At 39.7% G+C, this 20901-nt stretch carries 17 protein-coding genes and 1 pseudogene; all 18 read right to left on the bottom strand.

All coding sequences use genetic code 11. From position 1 onward, the window contains the following. Nucleotide 1: 1 nt before the first annotated feature. Nucleotides 2–505, bottom strand: coding sequence for a 4Fe-4S dicluster domain-containing protein (locus JR334_10275; GenBank protein QRN85320.1), 504 nt, complete (start codon nt 503–505; stop codon nt 2–4). Then, a complete protein-coding gene (locus JR334_10270) occupies nt 505–1590 on the bottom strand; it encodes an FAD-dependent oxidoreductase (GenBank protein ID QRN85319.1) in 1086 nt (361 codons plus the stop codon). The genes JR334_10275 and JR334_10270 overlap by 1 nt, the downstream gene beginning before the upstream one ends. Continuing rightward, entirely contained in the window at nt 1587–1889 is a 303-nt protein-coding gene (locus tag JR334_10265) for a (2Fe-2S)-binding protein (GenBank protein QRN86917.1), read from the bottom strand. Before JR334_10265 ends, JR334_10270 begins: the two co-directional genes overlap by 4 nt. A 492-nt stretch (nt 1890–2381) precedes the next feature. Further along, nucleotides 2382–4100: a hypothetical protein gene (locus tag JR334_10260; GenBank protein QRN85318.1), complete on the bottom strand. Its 1719-nt coding sequence runs from the start codon at nt 4098–4100 to the stop codon at nt 2382–2384. A 97-nt stretch (nt 4101–4197) separates the two neighbouring features. Next, a pseudogene (locus JR334_10255) lies at nt 4198–4535 on the bottom strand (carboxymuconolactone decarboxylase family protein). A 152-nt stretch (nt 4536–4687) separates the two neighbouring features. Next, complete coding sequence (locus JR334_10250; protein ID QRN85317.1) at nt 4688–5821, bottom strand: glycerate kinase; 1134 nt, start codon at nt 5819–5821, stop codon at nt 4688–4690. Further along, on the bottom strand, nt 5821–6651 hold the full coding sequence (locus JR334_10245; GenBank protein ID QRN85316.1) for a carbohydrate ABC transporter permease: 831 nt from the start codon (nt 6649–6651) through the stop codon (nt 5821–5823). Before JR334_10245 ends, JR334_10250 begins: the two co-directional genes overlap by 1 nt. Next, on the bottom strand, nt 6648–7559 hold the full coding sequence (locus JR334_10240; GenBank protein ID QRN85315.1) for a sugar ABC transporter permease: 912 nt from the start codon (nt 7557–7559) through the stop codon (nt 6648–6650). Before JR334_10240 ends, JR334_10245 begins: the two co-directional genes overlap by 4 nt. 63 nt (nt 7560–7622) lie before the next feature. Next, nucleotides 7623–8909, bottom strand: a complete 1287-nt coding sequence (locus JR334_10235; GenBank protein QRN85314.1) for a sugar ABC transporter substrate-binding protein — start codon at nt 8907–8909, stop codon at nt 7623–7625. Nucleotides 8910–8983: 74 nt separating this feature from the next. Next, nucleotides 8984–10063 carry a sn-glycerol-3-phosphate ABC transporter ATP-binding protein UgpC gene (gene ugpC, locus JR334_10230; protein QRN85313.1) on the bottom strand — a complete coding sequence of 360 codons (1080 nt, stop codon included), beginning with the start codon at nt 10061–10063 and terminating at the stop codon, nt 8984–8986. Between the two features lie 11 nt (nt 10064–10074). Beyond that, nucleotides 10075–11205, bottom strand: a complete 1131-nt coding sequence (locus JR334_10225) for a mandelate racemase/muconate lactonizing enzyme family protein (protein QRN85312.1) — start codon at nt 11203–11205, stop codon at nt 10075–10077. A gap of 11 nt (nt 11206–11216) precedes the next feature. Next, nucleotides 11217–12542 (bottom strand): L-fucose/L-arabinose isomerase family protein, encoded by a 1326-nt coding sequence (locus tag JR334_10220; protein QRN85311.1) that lies wholly within the window; start codon nt 12540–12542, stop codon nt 11217–11219. Between the two features lies 1 nt (nt 12543). Beyond that, a complete protein-coding gene (locus JR334_10215; protein QRN85310.1) occupies nt 12544–13653 on the bottom strand; it encodes an aminopeptidase P family N-terminal domain-containing protein in 1110 nt (369 codons plus the stop codon). Between the two features lie 13 nt (nt 13654–13666). Continuing rightward, on the bottom strand, nt 13667–14857 hold the full coding sequence (locus tag JR334_10210) for an ROK family transcriptional regulator (protein ID QRN85309.1): 1191 nt from the start codon (nt 14855–14857) through the stop codon (nt 13667–13669). After that, entirely contained in the window at nt 14850–15830 is a 981-nt protein-coding gene (locus tag JR334_10205; GenBank protein ID QRN85308.1) for a hypothetical protein, read from the bottom strand. Before JR334_10205 ends, JR334_10210 begins: the two co-directional genes overlap by 8 nt. 1 nt (nt 15831) lies before the next feature. Beyond that, the gene (locus JR334_10200) at nt 15832–16692 is read right to left on the bottom strand and encodes a class II fructose-bisphosphate aldolase (protein ID QRN85307.1); all 861 of its coding nucleotides are present in this window, start codon (nt 16690–16692) and stop codon (nt 15832–15834) included. Between the two features lie 4 nt (nt 16693–16696). After that, nucleotides 16697–18880, bottom strand: coding sequence for a glycoside hydrolase family 31 protein (locus JR334_10195; protein QRN85306.1), 2184 nt, complete (start codon nt 18878–18880; stop codon nt 16697–16699). Nucleotides 18881–18905: 25 nt separating this feature from the next. After that, complete coding sequence (locus JR334_10190) at nt 18906–20759, bottom strand: aldehyde ferredoxin oxidoreductase family protein (GenBank protein ID QRN85305.1); 1854 nt, start codon at nt 20757–20759, stop codon at nt 18906–18908. Between the last annotated feature and the right edge of the window lie 142 nt (nt 20760–20901).

The raw sequence follows: 20901 nt of genomic DNA, 5'->3' as shown, positions 1-20901 counted from the left end.
TCTACTCACCTGCTCCCAAGCGTTTCATAAAACGCACTTCGTCTACTTTATCCACTGGTACACGGATGGTAACGAGTCTAGTCTTATTCATCATTTTGGAATCCACCACCTTGATTACACTGGCAGCGCAGACCTCTTTTCCAGAACGATCTACTGCAATAATTTCCATACCAACTTCTGGGATGGGAAGATATTCATAGGGAAAGGTTACGCTACCTACCTCTTTCGATTTATCTACGACAAAGATGGACTGTCCGGGACAAGCTGCTATGCAAAGTCCACAACCAATACATTTTTCCTCAATAAGTTGGGGACGTTTAACCAAGCCATCTAGGACAATTGCGCCATGTGGACAAGCATCCTTACAGGGATTACAAGGAATCTCTTGCATGCATTCAATGATGGCGACCGGACCCTTTGTGAAACGCTCTTTGCTTGGATAGTTTATATCCTCCAAGATATCCTCGACTTCGATATACCCTTTTTCTATTAAACTATTACTCATCACCAGCTCCACTCCTTCATGATTCTTTCTTTACAGGCCAGTCGTTTTTCGCCAAATGTTCCCATGCGTAAAGCGCAAAGCCCCGCATTGAATTCTTCCTTCCTTGCATCCGTGACTTCATCACCATAGCCCAAAGCTCTAGCTGCCGATAGACCTGCTAATCGTCCTTCATCCAGCGCTGTATTCGCTTCTTCCACACCGGCAATATCGCCACAGACATAGACATTTTGGTTGCTGGTTTTCATTTCTTCATTGTGTAGGGGAAGGTGGCCCCCTAGAGCTGGTTCAACGGTAAGCTTGCAACCGGCCATCCTCGCCAACTCTACTTTTGGGGTTAGACCTACTGCTAACAAGATGGTATCTACTTCTAGGGAGCGTTCCGTTCCAGGAATCGGCTTGAATTTTTCATCTACCTGCGCGATGATTGCTTCTTGAACGCGCTTATCTCCCCTTGCCTCAACAACCGTATGGGAAGTCCAAATAGGGACACCAGCCCGCTTTATTTTTCCTGCATGTACCCCATATCCAGACACTCTGGGGACGACTTCGACTAGTCCTTTTACAGTAGCTCCGGCCTGCATCAGCTGGTAGCTTACAATAAGGCCGACGTTTCCGGTCCCTACCATCAGGATATTCTTTCCCACCAGCGTGCCGTACACATTGCTAAAGGTCTGCGCTGCACCAGCTGTCATAACACCTGGCAAGGTCCAGCCTGGAAAGGAAACAGCATTTTCTCTTGCTCCGGTCGCAAGAATAATTTTTTTGGCACCGATATGTGTTAGCCTGCCCTTATCCAGCACAGCCATAGATCCATCATCTAGAAGTCCAAGAGCCCTTGCGTCTAACATCACCTCAACACCTAAATCCTTAGCTTGTTTTAATAGTTCTTCGCCAATTTGGAATCCTCTCACCCCAGCATAGTGCTGTTTGCTTCCAAAGAATTTATGGATTTGCTTAAACAATTGACCACCGGCTTTTTTGTTTTCATCCAACAATATAACCTTGGCTCCTAGTCTAGAAGCTTCAATGGCTGCACCAAGTCCTGCTGGTCCAGCTCCAATAATCAATATCTCCGCTTTTTTCACTCAAGCTCACCTATCTTTCCCAAGCCTTCTTGCGTGTTGATGACCATGCCTTCTTCAACCATCGTGACGCAAGTTCTGACATTCGGAATGCCGTTTACTTCCATAACACAGTCGTTGCACTGACCAATGCCGCAAAATAAACTCCGTGGGCTTTTTAACTTTTCTGTTATGCGAAATACATCCACGCCTGCTTTAAACAAAGCGGCTGCGATGGGTTTATCCTTGGCAGCCATCATTTTTTTCCCATTGACAGTAACTTCGACTAACCTATCTTCTTCAAAGTCCACAATGGGGTGCATCTTTTCATTATCCACGTGATTTCCTCCTCCATAAACTCGTACCTACGTCCTATGTCTAAATTGTACAACCAGAATTCCAGAATGTAAAGAAGCGAGTTGCCTCTTCCATCCATTTTTAGGCACAAAAAAAGGAGCAGCCCTATGACTGCTCCCCAATCCAACGAAACTTCATTTGCTCTTCCCAGCTTCTTTTTTTACCCAACATGGCTGCTTCCGTATTTCCATAGGTTCCACGACTAGAATTCATCTAGCGCCTTGTACTTTACAGTTACATCCAAGCAAGAAACTAACCACTAAACTACTCGGTTCCATTAACACTTAACCAGCAAGGGCTTCCCTCGCTTTTTACCTATCAACAAACTTTGTAACTAGAGCATTAGGTTATCCTTGGATTGTAATATAATTATACACCCAGACTAGGAAAATGCAAAAAATTAGACAATTATTAGACAATATTTTTAAAAGAATTTTTTATGTTAGAACGGTCTGACATTATTCTTCTTTTGTGCTCAAAATATAACCATATTCGTTGGGATAGCGGTAGTAAGCAGCCAATACTCTGCCATCATTCAAAACAGCAATCAAATTGACCGAGGCCTCTTCTATCTTGAGGATATTGGCCTCTATCTGGTCTGTTTCCGTGTCTATCCTATGTATATAGGTAGTATAGGTTTCGGCTTCTGTAGTTGCATAAGCAATAAATTGACCCGAATCAGCATACATCAGAGAGATGTCTTCTTGTGCGCCTTTTACTTCTGTGGTATCAAGGGAGCGCTTTTCTTCTTTGGCTAAGTCATACAGCATGAGGTTCGACTCGCTAGTCGCTATGAGCAATTGCCCTGCCTCGGAAAGATAGGCAGAATATCCATATTCCCCTACCTTTAATAAGTGTCCACTCATGTTTTCAAGATCATACAGGTATCTGTCGTAAAGCTCTTCATAGCCGCTCATTGCCGTAAGGATCTTGTTGCCTCCCGAAACGAAATGACAATCAATATAGTAGGAGTAGGGTAGTAGATCGTAACCTAAATCTAGTGTCTTACTAAGAAGTAGCACTTCCTCACTCCCTGCATCCAATAGTTTCAATCCTTCTTCGTCTGCATAGCAAAAATGTTGTAAATCTGGCGAAATATCGTAATCTCGAAAGAAATGAACAATATTATTTGAATCGTCATACGTAGTACCCTGGTCAATGGCCTGCTTGAGAATTATTGGGAGCATAATCTTTTGCTTTTGTTTTAAGGAATCATCCAATACAACGACTGCATCCGTTCCCTTCACGATAATCTGCCCATCTTGCCAGCTGACTCCGTATTTTACCTCGATCTCTATTTCCGTTACCATACTCATGTCCTTTAGATTTAAGACGCCTAGGTAACTTACATATTCATTTTCCTCTTTTTTTTGTCCCACTACTAAAGCTCGGTTTTCATCTAATTGTGCTACAAAATTCGAATCACCTGATGTTTCATGGCCGCCGATTGATGTATACTCTGTATAGTTTCCTTCAATCTTCACCAGGTGGTTATCTGGGTGCTCCTTGGTCCCGCTGATGAAATACCAACTTCCGTCTTCTCTGCGTCCCAGTTCATACCGCCAATAGGTTTCTACTAAGGCTTCTTCTTGGTCTACATAGTCCACTAAAGTAGCCCTATATCTTCCATTGGATAATTGTTCCAACTTGTCAAACCGGATTCCCCAAGCTGTATTTTCCGTATAGTCAGTGGGTTCTTCTATCGACATATAATAGCCAAACGCCTTTTCATCTGGAAGATAGCTATAATCAAGTTCACTAACTTTTGAAAAATCTAATTCCTCACGGTCAAGATACCGTTCCGATATTTCCAGAATCTGTGACTCCTTAATTCGCTTTCTTTGATCTTCACCAAGCTCTAGGGCTTCTTCGCCATAATCTCGTTGGTATCGAAAGAAAGCATACTGCGCGATGGTTTCAACACTGAGCTCGCTTGTTGAAGCAAAACTTTCTTGGTTGCCAATACTCGTAATGGAGTCGTAAAGTAAATCCTGCCAAACCGACTGTAGCATTGCTTCATCTTTTACTTCAACCGCTTTTACAGGTGTCGTATCCTGCTCTTGTCCAAAAAAATCTTCTGAGCTAGGATTTTCCTTCTCAGGCCTTTCTTTGTCACTGCATCCACTTGCACCGATGATGAATATAACTGCTAATAGAATCGCTATCTTTTTATACATCTTTTTCTCCTAAAGGTTAATTTCTATTAGTATAGTATAGTATCCTGTCAAATAAAACAAGAAGACCCCTAAAAGCCTCCTTGTCATCTCACATCTTCTATTCTGTCATCACGATTTCATCCGTATCCCCTAACGCTTCTTGTAAAACCAGCAATCCTTCCATCATCACAGGAAAGCCAGCTGTCGGTGCAGTAAGGAGAATCGCATGTTCAACTTCTTCACGAGTGCAACCACTCTTCAATGCTTTTCTAATATGCGTTTTCAGCGCATATGGATTTTGACAACTCGTCGAAGTGGCAATCTTGACCAGCCACCTAGTCTTCTCGTAAGGGGGCCACCTTGTTCATGTAAGGTCTTCCCATAGGCAACATAGGCCTCATAGATATCTTTATGTTTTTCCTTGAAATAGGCCAAGTTTCTTTCAATCGTATCCATATAGCACTTCCCTCCAAATAACTATTTAATCTTCGCTACTTGCTACTTCTTGCTATATCCTTAGATTCCTTCTTTATTCTTGCTATGCGGTAACAATAGGAAATTCCTCCCTCATCACACCATCTTCTTTATAAAAGCCTAAACTGATTGCACTATTTTTTTGACTGAAAAAGTCTTATACAATTCTCTGTAGTCCCTGTTATCAGTTCTGAAGCATTTCGAATTGATTCTTTATAAGTCATTGGTTTCTCTTGAATCGCAAAAATCGCACTAATGCCTATATCATATAAATCTTGGGAAATTTCACCCAAGCTTCCAGATAACACTAGTAATGGCACGCCATGTTTTTGGCATAGACGTCCAAGTCCACTAATTACTTTTCCATTTTTACTTTGGGCATCCGTTCTCCCTTCTCCAGAAATAACTAAATCCGCTGTAAGAATTTTATCTTCTACCTTGAGCATTTCTAAAACCACTTCTATCCCAGGCACTATTTTCGCGCCTAAGAAGAGTTTTAATCCCGCTGCAGCACCGCCGCCAGCACCCATTCCTGGTATTTTTCCCAATTCAATCCCAAATGTATCCTTAGCCAGCAAGGACATATTTCTCAGGCCTTGGTCTAATTCTATAACTTCTTCCTTTGTCGCTCCTTTTTGAGAAGAATAAACATACGAAGCTCCCTCAGGGCCATATAATGGATTATTCACATCGCAGAGTACCCTAAATTTTTTTCCCAATATTCTCTTATCCAAATTTGAACTATCTATTTCACAAATTCGCTTCAAATTTTCTCCAACTGGCTGCAACTCATGTCCTTCACGATCACGGTAAACTGCACCTAGCGCCGCACCCAAGCCAATTCCAGCATCACAGGTAGCAGTTCCCCCTACTGTGACCAATATTTCTTCCGCTTCTGTGTTTAAGCATTGTTTAATCAGAAGTCCCGTCCCATAGGTACTCGTACGCATAGGATTTTTTTCCTGTTCAGCAAGAAGGTCAAGCCCAGAAGCACTGGCCATTTCCACAAGCAAGGTCCTGCCAGAATTTAACATACCCACTCGGCATTTTATCGGTCTACCTAACGGGTCTAGTGAATTCATCCATATTATTTCCCCTGCACAGGATCTGGTGATAGCTGCAATCGTACCTTCTCCCCCATCACCCAATGGAACTTTTAAAACCTCAGTATCAGGCTTCACTTTTCGTATTCCTGCTTCAATAGCATCTGCTACCAACATCGAAGATAGACATTCCTTATATGAATCTGGGGCTACTACAATTTTCATTACCCTTTCACTCCGCCGTTAGATAGTCCTGCTATTAGATATTTTTGAAGAAACATAAATAGAACGATTACTGGAATAGCACTAATTACCGAACCAGCCATCAACAAATTCCATTGGGTGTCATATTGCCCCATAAATGACCTCAAACCAATAGGGAGTGTTCTGAGAGCTGGCGAATTTATGAATGTTTGTGCGAAAAGAAATTCATTCCATGCTAAAGTAAAAGCATTGATGGTAGTAGCTACAATGCCAGGTGCTGCTAAAGGTAAGGTTACACAAACAAAAGCTTGAATCTTTGTGCAACCATCAATCATAGCAGCCTGTTCCATGTCGTCAGGAATACTTTTGAAGTAATTGGTAAGCATCCAAATGCTAAATGGCAATACAAATGAAGTATAAGCCATGTACAGTGCCAAATGACTATCTAGTATATGTAAAGCACCCATTATTCTAAAATACGGCGTAATTAGAAGCACTAGTGGGAATAGTTGGGCAAAGAGCACAAATATTTGGAATTTTCTGCGTCCGATAAAATCAAATCTTGCAAAAGCTAATCCAGCACAAATAGAAATAGCCATAGTTATAGCCGTAGTTATACCTGCAACTTTCATACTGTTTCCAAAGTATGTCAGGAATTTTCCACTCACCATAACATCCACATAGGATCTCCAATAGAAATGGTTTGGTAAAAATTTAGGGACACCCATTAAAATCTCATTGTCTGGTTTTACTGAAGTAGAAACCATCCATAAAAACGGAAATCCAGCAATGATTACTATCAGCGCTATCAGCACATATATTATAAAAATCCACATTTTTTTCCGGTTCATTTTACTTCCCTCTTCACCATTAATCGTCCGTATACAATTACTAAGCCAAGCAACATTATGAACATTAATACAGCCAATGAAGAAGCTTCACCAAGGTTAAAGGCTTGGAAAGCCGTTTTATACACCATGGTAGTAAGAATTTCGCTTGCATGTGATGGTCCACCCTCAGTCATTAACCAAATAGTATCAAAATTATTGAATGTCCAAATACTAGTTAAGAGCACGGTCAAAGACAACGTGGGCCATATTTCAGGCATAGTAATGTGCAAAAATTTATGTATTTGGTTCGCCCCATCTATTTCTGCTGCTTCATAAAGGTATTTTGGAATAGTCTGCAAGGCTGCCAACAACATCAGCATAGAAAATGGAAAATTCTTCCAAGCATGTGCTACAATAACTGCTGGAAAAGCAGTAGAATATTGGCCCAGCCAGGCAATAGGTTTTTCAATAATTTGGGCATTCACAAGAATCTTATTGATTATTCCCATCTGGCCATCTAACATCCAACGCCAATTTAATGCTGCTACCACACCAGGTGTAACCCAAGGTATAAGAATAATTCCTCTAAGTACCCCTCTAAATTTAATTGGCGCATTCAATAGCAAAGCTGCACCAAGCCCCAATATTATCTGTATAGATACCGAACACATTACCCAAAGAACAGTATGACCTGCTGAACGCCAAAAGATTTCATCACTAAGCACCTTCTGATAATTTTCTATACCAATAAACGGGGTTCCCAGCTGTGGTTTAGTTAGAACGATTTTTTGAAAACTCATAAAAATATTCAATCCTAAAGGATAAATAATAACAAAGCCTAGAATTAGCAATGCTGGCATTACTAATAAAAATCCAATTCTTTTCTCGTTTTTTCTCCACCTAGGCAGTGGATTCATGTCATTTATCACAGTAAGAACCTTCTTTCGTTGGAATTAAGGAAGAGGCGATTAACCACCTCTTCCTCAAACATTCTAATCAGACAATACTTCTGAATTTACAATCTCTGCTGCCTTATTCATTTCCTCTTCGATGTCGCCGCCTTCCCAAAGGATTTTGGCAAATGCTGGTTGAATAGTATCATAATCAATGGTGCTCCATTCTGGAATAGTCGGTCTAGGTCTAGCATCTTCCAAAGCCTGAACAAAGACTGCTATACGCTCATCTTCTTGTGCCATTTTCTGATTGCCAGAATCCTTTCGAGCAGAAAGTCGACTATAAGCATCCATCATGTCTAAATTATCAGCGGATGTGATCTTCTCAATCAATTTATAGGCCAATTCAGGATTTTCACACTCATTACTAATAACAAAGTGACCACCGCCCAAGGTAGCAGCTGCTTCTTTTTGTTTTGGAAGTACAGCTACACCCCATTCAAAAGTTTCATCTAATTTATCAAGTTTACTGAGCATGACATTCATGCCTTCACACATACCAATGGTACCGCTAGCAAATCCAGCAGTTAGTTCATCCCATGATTTCCAAGACATAGCTGCATCAGGCACTACCTTATCTTTAAGAATAAGATTTAGGAAAAATTCAGTGGCCTCAATACCTTCTTGAGAATTGAAAACCGCTTTTGTCTGGTCTTCATTCAAAACACTACCACCGTTTTGCCATAGCCACGGCAACCACTCGAAACTTCCAGTCCATCCAAACAATCCTCCGAAACCATACTTACCATTTTCTTCATCAGTAAGGGCAATTGCATCATTCCTAAATTCATCCCAGGTCGTGGGTGGAGCATTTGGATCTAATCCAGCTTCAGCAAATCTAGTCTTATTGTAGAACAGTACCATCACATCTACATGGAAGGGAACACCATATATCTGTCCTTTATAGGATCCAGCATCAATGGTGCCATCAAAGTATTCATCCCTACGATCAGCAAACATATCATCAATAGGTTTGATTAGTTCCATCGATGCTAATTGCGGTACCCATATATTATCTGATAGAATGATATCAGGTCCAGCGCCGCCTGTTGCCGCTTGAATAAACTTATCCCGATAGGAACTTGATCCATATGGTGTGGGAATAATGTTTACTTGTACATTGGGATTTTCGTCCATAAATTCATCAACGACACGTTGGATTGGAGAAAATTCACCATCACTATAAAACTCATCATAAATCCAAAGTTCCAATTCTACTGGGTCGGCATCGGTTTGTGATGATTCCGGCGCTGGTTCTTCTTTTGCAGAACAGGCAGGCATAGCTAACAACGACATTAGTAGCAAAGCAATAAATACTTTTTTCATTCCTTTCATTTCCTTCACCTTTCTTTGGTAATATTTTTTTTCAACGATTCCACTAAATTATTTGACCCCCTCCCCTATATTTTCTTTCCAGTGGCACAATCAAAGAATTTCATCTGCTCTACATCGATATCAATATTGAATTTTTCTGAAATACCTACAGCTTCTTTACTACTACATTTGACAATCAGATTGGTATCGCCCTTTTCAGTATGCAAGAAGGAATCTCCACCAATAGTTTCTACAACCTGTATTTCTGTTTCCAACGCTCCACTACCATCAGATAAATAACAATGTTCTGGTCTAATACCTACTGCTATTTTCTGATTTTCGTATGGTTTAAGTCGCTCTGCGACCGCAACCGGAACAGGTACTTTCAGTTCATTATTCTGAATAAATAGACAATTATCTTGTTCTACTACACGGCAAATAACAAAGTTCATGCCCGGTGATCCAATAAAACCGGCCACCATCATATTTGCAGGATTTTCATAGATTTCCAATGGCGTTCCAACCTGTTGAATTCGACCATCTTTCATCACTACAACCCGGTCGCCAAGAGTCATCGCTTCCGTTTGATCATGGGTAACATATACGGTGGTTGTCTTTAAACACTTATGCAGTTTTGATATCTCCGCTCTCATTGATACTCTTAGCTTCGCATCCAAATTCGAGAGTGGTTCATCCATCAGAAACACACTTGGCTTTCTGACAATTGCTCTTCCCAGAGCAACCCGCTGTCTCTGACCTCCAGAAAGTTGTTTGGGTTTTCTGTCTAAATATTCTTGTAGCCCAAGAATATTAGCCACTTCATTAACCCTTTCCTCAATTTCTTTTTTTTGTTTCTTCTGTAACTTCAGTGCAAATGCTAAATTTTCATATACATTCTTGTGTGGATACAAGGCATAGTTTTGGAAAACCATAGCAATATCTCTATCCTTAGGTGCCTCACCAGTCACATCCTTATTTCCAATCCAAATACTTCCTTTAGAAATATCTTCCAAACCGGCAATCATTCTTAGTGTTGTAGACTTTCCGCATCCAGATGGTCCAACTAGCACAAGGAACTCTCCATCTTTAACTTCTAGATTTATACCAAAAACAACCTGGTTATCTCCGTAATACTTGTCAACATTATCTATTACCACTTTAGCCATGCGAACATCACCTACTTCACTGTATATTTCTCAATGCGATCCGTGTCAAATTCCATACCTAATCCATGTCCTTGAGGAACTGTTATGAAACCGTCCTTGATTTCATGACCATTTCTAAGCAGATATGAACTAACTTCAAAATTCCATCCGGGTTCTTCATAAGGAAACTCAAACCATGAGCAATTTGGAAGTGAAGCTGCTAGCTGAAGATTAGCATTTAATCCAATACAGTTGCTCCAAGTATGAGGAATAAATTCCTTGTAGTTTATTTCAGCATAGGCTGCAATTTTCCTAAGCTGGAACATTCCTTCTGAGAAGCTGGAATCACCTTGCAGGATATCAAAGCAATTATCATCAATCAGTTGTTTGAACTCATTCGCCATTTGATTTTTCTCACCACCGGCCAATTTCAAATTCAATTTTTCATTGAGAAATTGAAGTCCTTTATAATCAAATCTGGATAGTGGTTCCTCCAACCATATTACGTCATAACGCTCCAGTTCCTTGCCAATTTGGTAAGCTAGCTTATAGTCCCATGCAAAGAATTCACTCGATCCAGGAAGTGCATCTGCCTGATTAGCATCTACCATAATACCGAAATCATCACCAAGTTCTTTTCGCACCATTTCTACGCATTTTAAATCTTCTTTAGGTTGATTATTCCTAAACCTTAGCTTCACCGCAGCGAATCCCAGGCTCTTCAATTTTTTAACTTCATTAATGCGAACATCTAATGGCTTGTTTTCTCCTAAACTCGCATAAACAGGAATCTTGCTTTTCTCGCCTCCCCACATTTTATGAATGGGTAATTTAGCAATCTTCCCAACAGCATCCCAGACAGCCATTTCAACACCCCAAGGCCATGTCATACGTAAACTAGCGTTTCTTAGCAATCTTGAAATCTTTTCGGTTTGAAATATATCTGTTCCCACTAGTTCAGGCTTAATGAAGGTATCAAATCCAATCACGCCTTCTTTCCCATTGCAAGGTATCGCACCATAGCCAAGGGTTCCGTCTTCCACTTCAATCTTGATTAATGTCATAGGAAGCTCCGTTTGAACTAAGCCAGTACCCCATGTTGGCCTAAATTCACCTGACAAAGGATGACGTAGAAAAATTGCTTCCGCATTTACTATTTTCATATTATTCTCCTCTAATCAATAACAATGGTTTGAATCTCCAGCAATCTACCAAATTCAGTTATTTGATCAACCATATTGCCATATGCCAAACCTAAGTGATGTTCAAATCCTTCATACATAATAGTATCTACCAATTTTTTGCTATCTCCATTTAGATGAACCACACCGCCGGTTCCCCCCATAACTTCACGGTCTGGCAATACTTCGCCTTTTGCTAAAAGAATCTTATACTCACCCTCAATTTCTCCCAAGCGGAACAAGGTTACTTCACCAGGCTTAATTGTGAATTCCAAATTCATACCATTAATACCAAATGTCTTACCAAAATTTATATTTTTTGCTGCTGTTTTTGTAGGTGCGGAGCCACAATGCCAAAGAACAAGTTCATTACTATCGAAATCTGCTTCCACTAAATCAGCCATGAAAGGTCTCTCATCAGATAATTTGTCCTGAATCATGGAAGTAATCGTTCCCAATATATCCCCTTCGCAGCCGGCCATGATGCCTTTATCAACCAAACGACTTAAGCTACCACAAACGCACTGCCCATAATCCACAATAAATTCACTCCAACATTTAATGGCCACAGCATCAAAATTATATTTCTCTACAATATGTTCAAACGCTACGTTAGTTCTGCAGAATAACTCATTTTTTTCTGCGCCCATTTCTTCTGAGTTATCCACCAAACTCTTTATTTTGTTTAGGGTAGAACTCAGTTGATCCTTACCAATAGATTTTGACTCGCTATAAACCTCAGAAAGGTCTACGTGTTGGATGATTGGACCTATCTTTTTTTTCAATTTTAATTCATTTAATCCAAATGTATAAAAACCTGGTGTATGATACCCAAACAAACCAATGGTTGCATTTCTAAGGTATTTGATGGTATCCACTACTTTGAGCCAATCTTCCATTTCTCGTAATAGCTTTTCATCCGGTTGGGCATAAAAATATTTATATTTTCTTCCCAGATTTTTAAGTAAACTAGCATTAAGATTTACGCCACAGAGCGAATTAAATTGTAAGCGATTCTTAATTTTAGGTTCAGGAATTCCCCATAAGGCTATAGGATCAGGTAAGTTTTCTACCAGTCTAACCAATGATTCTCCAGACCCAAAAGTAGAATTCTGGATTATTAAAACGTCAATCCCTTTATCTAAAAAAATACGGTTCGCTTCAATTGCCATTTGTGGGTTCGTTATTGTTTCTTCAATCGATACTAGCTCACTATCTTTGATGCTTTTCAACAGCTCAACACTCTTAGCGTATTCATCTTTTCCAGCTTCATAATTGAAACTATACAAATCCGCAAATCCTACAAATCCAATTTTCATATTATTCTCCTTTTATAATCATTACATCTGGTCTAATATATTTTTTACCCTTATATTCAATTTCAATCATTGGCCACTCTCCATCAAGACCAATTATTTCCGGCTTATTTCCATCCAAGAAAAAAGTCTCTTCTGATTTAAAACCATTTATTGTCGGATTCCACGCAAAAGCCTGATCACACAAGACAAGGTCATCCGATTCCGGTGTAGCCACATATTCTCTTCCTAAATATCCGGTCCTCCCTCCTTGATGATGCTTTTTCCACTCATCCGGCCAACCTTGTATGGCATACTCATCTATGCCACTTTGCAAAATTTGACCACTTAATTTTTCTGGCTTTGTATTCTCAAAATAAGCTAAGTCAACTTTTAGTACAGAAATCTTGTCCTTCTTTTCTTCCTCACTTAGTTTTCTTAATGCAATCTCTCTGGTCTGGGAAACGACAAGGCCATTCCGCATACCACATATAGATACACTTACAATTTCTTTCACCTTTTTACTAGATGGAATTGGATGTTTGCATTCTTTTCTTCGTTCATCAGATGCAACAAAAATTGCTTGTGGCAAAATTCCTTTAGATATGAATCCCTCGGCTATTCGACCCGCTATTTGTAACTCAGTCTGTCCCTTCCTAACACCACCCAAAACATGGTGCAAAATCTCTGCGGTTTCATTTGCAAGTTTCCGGTAATCATTCTTTTCTCTCGCATTTAATTGACTACGTAAAATAGTCATATCTTGAGCAATACTTACTGCAAACTCCTGATTACGGTCACTACCAACCCTCTTACCAGCCATCATATTTTCTACAATCAAATCATTGTAGCCCTCATTCCAGTCATAGCTAACCAATTCAAAGCCCAAATCAAACACTTCTTCATTCATTATTCTGTATGATTCATTACTCGCAGCAACAACATATTTATCAGTTCTAGTTAAAAGAATTCCAAAACTTCCCCATGGAGAAGTTACGTCAACCCGATTGTATCCACCCTCAGTTAACCATGCGATGTTCTGAGGTTCTGAAACCCAAACTGCCTCTAGGTCTCTTTCATCCAATAAATTTCTCATTCTAGCAACTTTTTTGTTCACTTCTTCAATTCTTGACACAATTACTCTCCTCTCACACAGAAAAAAAGTCATTCAGTGCGGTCATTGTCGCCCCTTTAATTGGACCATCTTTTGCTTGTTCAGAATATTCAATATCAATAATATCTTCCAGTCCATTCATCGCTTTCTCTTTTACTTCATTCAGTATTTCAAGCTTCTGGTTAGCTCGTAGATATCTCGGCCACCCATTGATAACGATTCGTTCAGGAATAAATGTATTCACTACATTAACTAGGCCAATGACTAGGTAATCCATGCATTCTCTTATCGCTTTCACTCCGTCTTTTTCGTCAAGAAGAATTGCCTGTACCATCTGGTCTTGTTCATCAAAATCTGCTGAAAAATCTCTAATTTCCTGGTTTTGTTGTTTCTTGTAACGGAGATAGGATTTGCGCAAAGCTCTTGAAGAAGCCATGGCCTCCCAACAACCATATTTACCACAACTACACAAGTCTCCTTTAGGGCATATAATGGTGTGTCCTAATTCTATAGAACTGTAGTATGAGCCCCGATAAATCTGATCATTTAAGATGTAGGCTGCACCTATACCTTCTCCTATATATAGATATATGAAATTCTTTAGATTTTTTCCATGACCTTCCCAACGTTCTGCGATCATAGCTGCCGTAGTTGTGTTCTCTAAATAAACAGATACATCTATTTTTTCATTAATTAACTTTCTTAGTTGAACATTTTTCCAATCTAGATGCGATGAATAACGAACCACACCATTTAGGGAATCAATTAATCCTGGAACAGCAATACCTATCCCAACCAAATTTGACATATCAATTCCAGTACTCTCAATAAAATTCCCAAGTTCATCAATTATATATTTAACCGCATCGGACTGATTGCTTTTAATTTTCAAGGGTATTTCGATACGGTCCAATATAATTGAATACAAATTGCTTCGAACAAACATAACTTTATCAGGCTTTATGTCAACTCCAATGACATACCTAGCATTCGGATTTATTCGAAGGCATATTGGCTTTCTGCCTCCTTTAGAAGTTCCGATACCTACTTCTTGAATCAGGCCAGCATCAATTAACTCTGCCACGATTCGGGATATACTAGGGGCTGCTAAACTAGTTTCCTTAACCAGCTCCGCTCGCGAGATATCGGGTATTTCTCTTAGGATTCTAAGTATTCTCTTTCTGTTGTATTCTCCAATATCTCTGACTCCAAGCCGCTTACTCATAAACTTTTCCTCCAAGGAATTTGTTTCTGTATCGTTCAATATTCTGATTCAAACAATCATTATCTATTGTTCCGCTCTCCATAAACGCCAGAATTTTATCCTTTTCCATTATTGCGCTTCTGCCGCCAACACCCAGGGTGCTTACCGCTGCTGAAGCAGAGGCAAACTCACAAGCTTCCCTGTCTCGCTTTCCATCTAGTAAGGCAGCTACATAGGCTCCGTGAAAAACATCCCCAGCACCCAAGGTATCCTGTACTTCCACGCTATAAGCAGGTAGGGTAAATATATTTGAATCGCAAGATGCAACAAGTCCTCTATCTCCTAGCGTCAATATTACGACCTTAGGTCCTAATTCTGAAAGCTGTCTGAGAAAGCTTTCAATCGCTACTTGCCCCTGGCTTTTTTGGTAATCTAGATAAAATTCTTCAGAAACAATCAAATGATCAATATAGGGAATAATTTTTTCAAATCCCATATCGAAAAAATCTCCGTCGAAGATAGTCTCACATTCAAGCCTTCTGGCTACCTTCAACCATTCAAGAGTTACCTCAGAATAATCAGCGCAGTAAAAATATCTGCTTGAGCCTAATAGCGAGTCAGCTAGCTTGCCGTCAGATTTTTGACTACATCCATGTCTCCAAAGAATGCTTCTAGACTTAGTATCCCTATTGGTTAAAACCACAGAAAAGGATGACGGAGCATTCAAACGATTTACATGCTCTATGTCTACGCCAAATTCTTCAAGTTCCTTAATAATCCTATCTCCAAAATTATCTTTTCCTGTCGAACCTATCAGTTCAGTTTTGTATCCCATCTTTCCTAGAACACATAAAGCAGTTGCCACCTTTCCCCCGCCTTGAGCACTGTAATCCTCTATTTCAAGGCTCTCATTGTCTTTGGGCAAAAAAGGTATACCTATAATGAAATCTATACACGGATCACCTAAACCTACAACGTCAATTCTGCGTTCCATATCAACCCTTCCCCTCTGCTCCCAGTGCAGCAATTTTTTGTTTAACCAATGTTTTAACTTTATCCATTCCAACACCAGTTATTTCGTTCGCAAATATACAGTCCGGATTAGATTTTATTGCTTCTTTAATACCCGATACCATATTTATGGATAGTTCAGTAGCAAAATTCACCTTAGTAATGCCACATTTAATCATCCTACTAAGCTCCTCTTCAGCAACATAGGATGAACCATGTAATACCAATGGAATATCTGTAATCTCACTAATTCTTTCCACTCTTGAAAAGTCCAACTTTGGTTCTTCCTTATATATCCCATGGACTGTCCCTACAGATATAGCCAGAGAATCTACATTGGTGTCTTTAATAAAAGAAGCTGCCTCCTCAGGTAGAGTTAGTACATTTTGCCCTTCTGCACCTTCGGCACTACAATCTCCAAACGAAACATGTCCCAATTCAGCCTCAACACCTACTCCAACACAATGGGCAATTTCTACAATTTTTTTGCTAATACGCACATTATCAGCGTATTTATGAACTGATGCATCAATCATCACACTTCCAAATCCAGCAACAATGGACTGCATTATGCCTTCAAGATTCTCGCAATGATCAAGATGAAGGGACACAGGTATGTCCGCTGCCTCTGCTTCCGCCTTTACAATGGAAGCAATGCTTTTTGCTGATATGACACCCATATCAAAGTATCCTGGCCATATCTGAATCATTACCGGTGCCTTAGCTTCAGAAGCTCCTTGAATAACGGCTTTCACTGTTTCAAAATTGTAAACATTAAATGCCCCAATACCATACCCCTGGTTCATGGCTTTTCTTAACATTTCTGTTCCATTTACATAACTCATTTTTTTACTCCTTATATCCCAATATTAAGGTACAATCTCCATCTTTTTGGGCCTCTATATCTATCCTTTGCATCAAAAAGTTCCCACCAAGCAGAATTGCTGGCAAAGATTTCTGACTTCCTATTTTCAGAACCTCGCAAGTATCACACTGGATAATTTTATATTCTCCCCTAAATTTGAGTCCAATTTTCTGTCCCTTAGATAATCCTTTCAGAGAAACAATTATTCGGTCTTTTTCCAAGTTGTAAGCAACCTTTACCCCTTCACTCGATTCAAATTCACCTAAAACGCCTGGATAAATTTCAAAAACTAAATCCGGTCTCGATGGTTTTTTTCCATTTACCGGCTCAGTCGTCATCATGGCTTGGTCATAGGTGGCAATAATAGCGCCTTTTTTAAGAAATAAAGGTGTCTTAGTCAATTCAGCCTGGATGCAATATGCTTTATTTCCCTCATAGATTTCTCCACTCCACCAGTCACACCAGTCGCCTTCTGGAAGATATACTTGCCTTTTCGTGCCTCCAAAACAAATCGGGCAACAAAGAATCCCTTCACCGAAAAAGTATTCATATTGATTTGCTACATTTTCGTATAGCACACTATCTCTTGGATATTCCAATGCTAAGCCGCGCATCATGGGGATTCCTGCATTGCTCGCTTCCTTGGCGCTTGCATAGATATAAGGCAATAATCTCATGCGCAATTCCGAATATTTTCGATAAGTCACCAAGGTCTCTTCATCATATTTCCACGGGTCGTGCTCTCCCATGCCGTGCAGTTGCATAACAGGAGAAAATGTACCAAACTGTGTCCACCTAAGTAAAGTTTCCTTGTCAGGACTCGAAAAGTACCCCCCTATATCGCTGGTCCAAAATCCAAATCCGGAAAGGCCCGCCGTGATTCCAGCTGTAATAGCACTCGGCAACCCACTCCATCTGCAAAAATCACTCGTCTGATCACCGGCCCAAACACCTGGTATACTCTGAGAAAATCTCCATGCTGATCTACCTAACAGGTAGCCTTTTCTTTCCTTTACAACGTCCCATGTTGCCTTGTTGTATAAGTATGGAAAGATATTATGCATTTCTCTCCCAGACTTTCCATTGTAAAATACGGCATCTTCATCAATCTGCTCACCAAAATCTGTCTTAAAGCCCGCAACACCTATATCCATTAATTTTGAAATTTTTTCTTTCCAGTACTTGATAAAACTCGGATTTGTAAAATCAAAACATGTTCCTACAAATCCTGGATCGTTTCCTAATCTTGTCACATAAGGATTTCCATCCTTGTCTTTTACTAAAAATCCCTTCCTATGCATTTCTTCATAACTTTCTGATTCCAGAGACATCCAAGGAGCAACCCAGAGTATGATTTTATAGCCCATTTTTTGAGCTTCTGCCATCATTTTTTCAGGAAATGGAAAGCGTTCTTTGTGAAAATCAAAAGTTATATAACTAGACTGCCAAGAGGCATCAATCAATTTTACGGTAGCAGCAATACCTAGGTTCCTTTGTTTATGAAAATCATTGTGGACTGATTCCTGATTTTCCAATTGCCAGTCCCTTGATTTCCATGGACCGAATACCCATTCTTCTGGTAATTCAGGTTTACCTACGCTCTCCATATAAATCTTCAGTATTTTTTTAAGGTTATCTTGTACAATAAGACTAAAATCAAATTTTTCATCAGCACTCACCAAAGTAGCACTCTTTTTTTGGTCAGGACACTGTAGTCTACAAAGGCTTCTCCTATCTAAATTGATGCTCAGCCCATAACCTCTTGGGTTTAAGAAAAAAGGAATAGGTTTATAGCGATATTTACCAAACGCTCCATTCGTAACCCATAGATCCACTTCCATACCTTTTTGGTCATAGGATTCAAAGCTTTCTCCGAATCCCAAATAATGGTCCTCGTCACCTGCATCGATAATTATTCCTATCCAATCATCTTGTGATACACCTTCTTCTTCACCTTCAATTATAAAATTGTGTTTATCTGACCCAAAATCTGCCTGGATTATTATTTCCTTATTGGATGAGTCGAAGCATTTAACATTTCGGTTCGATATTTCTCTTGGAAAATACTCAGTTATGACTCCTGTTGTATTTTTAATTATTGGGCGAAAACGAAAAACTTCATCTTGAGCTAATTCAATGCTTATCCATTCATTATTATCAATATACATATTTTACCTGTGCTTTCTTATTCAACTACCACGCAAAATCTTCTAACTGCAATTCCAGTAGTTTGCCATGTGTGGGCACGCCCATTTCGTCCCACCCCATCATGGCGTAATAGTCTTTCTTCGCTTGAAGATAGTCTTGTTCTTCAACTAAATCTTTACCCTCAGGTCCTACCGCGACCTTTTTAAATCGTTTTGGCATTTCATCATCTAAAACACTCAGACCCTCGCGTAAATTAAATAGTCTGGCATAATTGATGCTTCTCTCACCAACCTGCATTAATTCAAAAATTGTGGTATTCCAGCCAGTAGCTGCATTAACAATTTCCTTAATGGTTTCGTTGCTGTAGGGCATAAAATAGCACATTACCAAACTATTGAAGAGACTAAAATGATAGTGGCCGAAAACTAGCATTCTAACCTTATCCTTATTAAGCACTTCTTTTGGAATTCCCTTATGAATTCCGAATGAATCCATAAGAGCCATTCCCCAACTACCCTCTTCATATTGTTCATCAAATATATTATGATTATGGTCCGCACCAGTCGGAGACATAACATAACCAATGCCCAGCCCTTTTTTTATTCTGGGATCATGGAAGGCTGGGGGCTGACCCTTGATAGTGAGCACTGCGTCATCATCCGCAAGCCCTATCAATCTAGCAAAAGAATCTATTCCTTTTGATAATTCTCGCCCAACACCTTTCTGGTTTACAATCATTTCTATAAGTCGAAGCATGGCAACAGCATTGCCGAAAGAGTAATCTTCACCATCTAGATATTCCTTAGGTATTTTTTTCTTTTCAAAGAGTTCCATAAAAAAAGCTACTACATTACCAGTTGTAATAGTATCTATTGAATAAGCATTGCATAACTCATTCGCCTTGCATATGTATTCTAAGTCATCCACACCACACATGGATCCGAATGCTGCTAGTGTCTCATACTCCGGGCCACCATAAACAGAATCGACTTTAATCCGTTCGTTGTTAATCTTAACTACTTGCTTGCAGCGTACTGAACAAGCAAAACATGTATCCCTACCAACTAGATACTTTTCATGCATACTCTCCCCGGAAATCTTCTCAGCACCTTCAAAACATCCTTCTTGAAAGTTTCTTGTTGGAAGCCCACCAATTAAGTTTTGCACCAATAGCGACCCTGGTGTACCCATACTCTTTGCCCATCCCATGGTTATATCGCTAGTTTCCTTGAACCATTTGGCAATCCTCTTAATTTCTTCAGGAGCCGCCAATTCAACCTTTCCAGTTCCCTTAACTGCAACAGCTTTTAGATTCTTAGAGCCCATAACTGCCCCAATTCCATTCCTTCCGTAAGCATGGACAATGTCGTTTAAAATGCATCCATATTGGACTAATTTCTCAGCACCAGGTCCTATTATGGCTGTTCGTACTGTCTTATGAATGCTCTCCTTAAGATATTTATCAACATCAGCAACTTTCTGGCCCCAGAGATTTCCTGCATCCTCAATCCTGATATTTTCATCCTCAATAATCAAAATTACTGGCTTTTTCGCTTTCCCTTTAATTACGAGGGCGTCATAACCCGCTTTCTTCAATTCAGCGCCAAAATATCCTCCTGCTTCTGCTTCTCCATATCCACCAGTAACTGGTGATTTAGCACCAACACTATTCCGACCACAACCAGCCAGTGGTACTCCGGTCACTACTCCAGTTGCAAAAATCAACAAATTGTCTGGAGCCAAAGGGTCAGTATACTCTGGCAATTCATTCATTAGATAATGACAAATAATATTGCGTCCACCAAAATGCAGTCTATAAAATTCATCATCCTTGTATTCAATCTGCACCTGGTTGGTACATAAATCTAGTTTAATTATTTTTCCGGTATAGCCAGCCATTATTCCCTCCATTACTTAGTTACAGTATGTAAGTATCTATTTAGTATTGAATATTCGACATTACAATAAAAAATCCTCCTACCTTTTTATAAATTTATAAAAGCAAAGGCTCCTTGGCTTAAATTATAAGCCAAGGAGCCTT

The sequence above is a fragment of the Clostridia bacterium genome (assembly GCA_016887505.1).
Taxonomy (GTDB): Bacteria; Bacillota; TC1; order TC1; family UBA5767; genus UBA5767.
Note: the sequence above shows the minus strand (reverse complement) of the source record. Positions and strands in the feature narration are given on the sequence as shown.

Coding starts and splice junctions, on each gene's coding strand:
- JR334_10195 (QRN85306.1), bottom strand. CDS start 18,880: ATGTATATTGATAATAATGAATGGATAAGCATTGAATTAGCTCAAGAT.
- JR334_10265 (QRN86917.1), bottom strand. CDS start 1,889: ATGCACCCCATTGTGGACTTTGAAGAAGATAGGTTAGTCGAAGTTACT.
- JR334_10200 (QRN85307.1), bottom strand. CDS start 16,692: ATGAGTTATGTAAATGGAACAGAAATGTTAAGAAAAGCCATGAACCAG.
- JR334_10235 (QRN85314.1), bottom strand. CDS start 8,909: ATGAAAAAAGTATTTATTGCTTTGCTACTAATGTCGTTGTTAGCTATG.
- JR334_10245 (QRN85316.1), bottom strand. CDS start 6,651: ATGAACCGGAAAAAAATGTGGATTTTTATAATATATGTGCTGATAGCG.
- ugpC (QRN85313.1), bottom strand. CDS start 10,063: ATGGCTAAAGTGGTAATAGATAATGTTGACAAGTATTACGGAGATAAC.
- JR334_10260 (QRN85318.1), bottom strand. CDS start 4,100: ATGTATAAAAAGATAGCGATTCTATTAGCAGTTATATTCATCATCGGT.
- JR334_10250 (QRN85317.1), bottom strand. CDS start 5,821: ATGAAAATTGTAGTAGCCCCAGATTCATATAAGGAATGTCTATCTTCG.
- JR334_10205 (QRN85308.1), bottom strand. CDS start 15,830: ATGGAACGCAGAATTGACGTTGTAGGTTTAGGTGATCCGTGTATAGAT.
- JR334_10210 (QRN85309.1), bottom strand. CDS start 14,857: ATGAGTAAGCGGCTTGGAGTCAGAGATATTGGAGAATACAACAGAAAG.
- JR334_10190 (QRN85305.1), bottom strand. CDS start 20,759: ATGGCTGGCTATACCGGAAAAATAATTAAACTAGATTTATGTACCAAC.
- JR334_10220 (QRN85311.1), bottom strand. CDS start 12,542: ATGAAAATTGGATTTGTAGGATTTGCGGATTTGTATAGTTTCAATTAT.
- JR334_10275 (QRN85320.1), bottom strand. CDS start 505: ATGAGTAATAGTTTAATAGAAAAAGGGTATATCGAAGTCGAGGATATC.
- JR334_10225 (QRN85312.1), bottom strand. CDS start 11,205: ATGAAAATAGTAAATGCGGAAGCAATTTTTCTACGTCATCCTTTGTCA.